This is a genomic window from Burkholderia sp. E168m23, assembly GCF_016586125.1.
In the GTDB taxonomy this organism is placed as follows: domain Bacteria; phylum Pseudomonadota; class Gammaproteobacteria; order Burkholderiales; family Burkholderiaceae; genus Burkholderia; species Burkholderia orbicola.
On sequence record NZ_BCPP01001215.1, the window covers coordinates 1 to 1732 of the forward strand.

Consider the following 1732-nt stretch of genomic DNA (forward strand, 5'->3'; position numbering starts at 1 on the left):
CGATGCGGTATTGCCGGCGACTTCGCGGCGCTGGCCGTCGTTCGCGAGGTAGGCGACGATCGGCCGGTACGCGCGCATCGCATCGCTGTCCTGGACGATCCGCACGACCGTGCCCGGCGCGCGGACCAGATGGCCGGGTTCCCGGCCGGCCGTGACGGCGAGTACGCCGGCCAGCACGAACAGGACGACACCGATCGTCAGCGCGATCAGCGCGTCCTTACCCGGCATGGCGCGATCCGGTTCGTGCGTCGCGCGGCTTCGGGTGTGCCCCGGTGAACGGCCCATCGCGACGGACGGGCCGATATTGACGCAACCATGCCCTCTGAATGGTCGCGTCTCGTTCACATGCTTCCATGTCTGACGTCCCATGTTCTCTCAGTGCCGGCGGGCAAACGACGATGCTTGGCGCCGGTCGTGTGATATTTGTCGGACGATTCTAGCGGAAACGATGGGCGGCAGGCGTGCGGTTGCATACCGCCGCGAAGGGTGCGCGTCGCACTCGCGACGCGCCAAAACGGAAAAGGCCGGTCAGCTTTCGCTGACCGGCCTTTGAAATTCCTGGTGGGGCGTGAGTGACTCGAACACTCGACCTACGGATTAAGAGTCCGCTGCTCTACCAACTGAGCTAACGCCCCCAACAGAAGAAAGATTATGCCGGGGTTTTCAGGACATGGCAAGCCCTTTGTGCGAATTTCCTGAAAATATTTCGTCAAGACAACGGCGGTTGCCAGCGCGGTAACGAGCGATCGCAGTTCGCGCGCTCCCGGTATGATGACGCCACACGCGTTGCGCGGCGGTCGCGCAACGCTTTCTGGACATCGAAGATGGACGAAAACGCAGTCCGCGAATTGCTGGATCGCCTGCTGGCCCCGTGGGTCCGCTCGCTGGGTCTGGTCCCCGTGTCGATCGGCGATGACAGCGTCACGCTGCGCCTGCCGTTTTCCGGCGAGTTCCGTCATTCGGGCGGCATCATCTGCGGCCAGGTGTTCACGGCGGCCGCCGACACCGCGATGGTGGTCGCGATCTCGGCCGCGCTCGGCGAATTCCGGCCGATGACGACGGTGTCGCTGAACACCAACTTCATGCGTCCCGTGCGCAAGGGCGACGTGCTCGTCACCGCGCGCGTGCTGCGAATGGGCCGCAACCTCGTGTTCGGCGAAGTCGAGCTGTTCGACGAGGACGGCAAGATGGCCGTCCACGCGACGTCGACCTACGCGCTCGTCAGCTGAGCGGCGCGATGTTCGACCAGATCGTCTTTGCGGGCGGCGGCAATCGCTGCTGGTGGCAGGCCGGCTTCTGGGATGTCGCACAGCCGGCCCTCGCCCTGCGCCCGCGCGTGATCACCGGCATCTCGGCCGGCGCGGCCACCGCCTGCATGCTGTATACGCGCGACGCCGCATGGGTGATGCGCTATTACGAAGAGGCGCTGCGCCACAACCGGAAGAATGCCTACTGGGGCAACCTGTTCGGGCGCGAGCCCGTGTTTCCGCATTACCGGATCTATCGTCAGGCGCTGCTCGACATCTACGGCGAGCCGTTCGCGCAGCTCGCCGCGGCGCCGGAGATCCGCATCGGCGTGTCGCACGTGCCGCGCTGGCTCGGTGCGCGCAGCGCGGTCGCGGCCGGCCTCGTCGCATACAACATCGAGAAGTACGTGCGCAAGACGCTGCACCCGACGCTCGGGCGCACGCTCGGGTTTCGCCCCGAATTCGTGCGGGCGCAGGCCTGCACG

Annotated in this window: 3 protein-coding genes and 1 tRNA gene; 2 read left to right on the plus strand and 2 right to left on the minus strand. The window is 65.9% G+C overall.

Annotated elements, in window-relative coordinates; all coding sequences use genetic code 11:
* Positions 1-369: DUF3592 domain-containing protein (locus tag JMF90_RS40460; protein WP_236598114.1), on the minus strand; the 369-nt coding region annotated here is incomplete at its 3' end.
* A gap of 190 nt (positions 370-559) precedes the next feature.
* Positions 560-635 (minus strand) — tRNA-Lys (locus tag JMF90_RS35815).
* A 189-nt stretch (positions 636-824) separates the two neighbouring features.
* On the opposite strand from JMF90_RS35815, the gene JMF90_RS35820 reads away from it, so the two are divergent.
* Together JMF90_RS35820 and JMF90_RS35825 are read left to right on the plus strand one after the other, a co-directional pair.
* Entirely contained in the window at positions 825-1229 is a 405-nt protein-coding gene (locus JMF90_RS35820) for a PaaI family thioesterase (RefSeq protein ID WP_006477449.1), read from the plus strand.
* 8 nt (positions 1230-1237) lie between these two features.
* Positions 1238-1732, plus strand: a 495-nt coding sequence (locus JMF90_RS35825; protein WP_201326227.1) for a patatin-like phospholipase family protein, incomplete at its 3' end; no start/stop codon positions are given.

Bases quoted from the DNA above. Each gene is read 5' to 3' on its own strand.
- JMF90_RS35820 (WP_006477449.1), top strand. From the start codon at position 825: ATGGACGAAAACGCAGTCCGCGAATTGCTGGATCGCCTGCTGGCCCCG.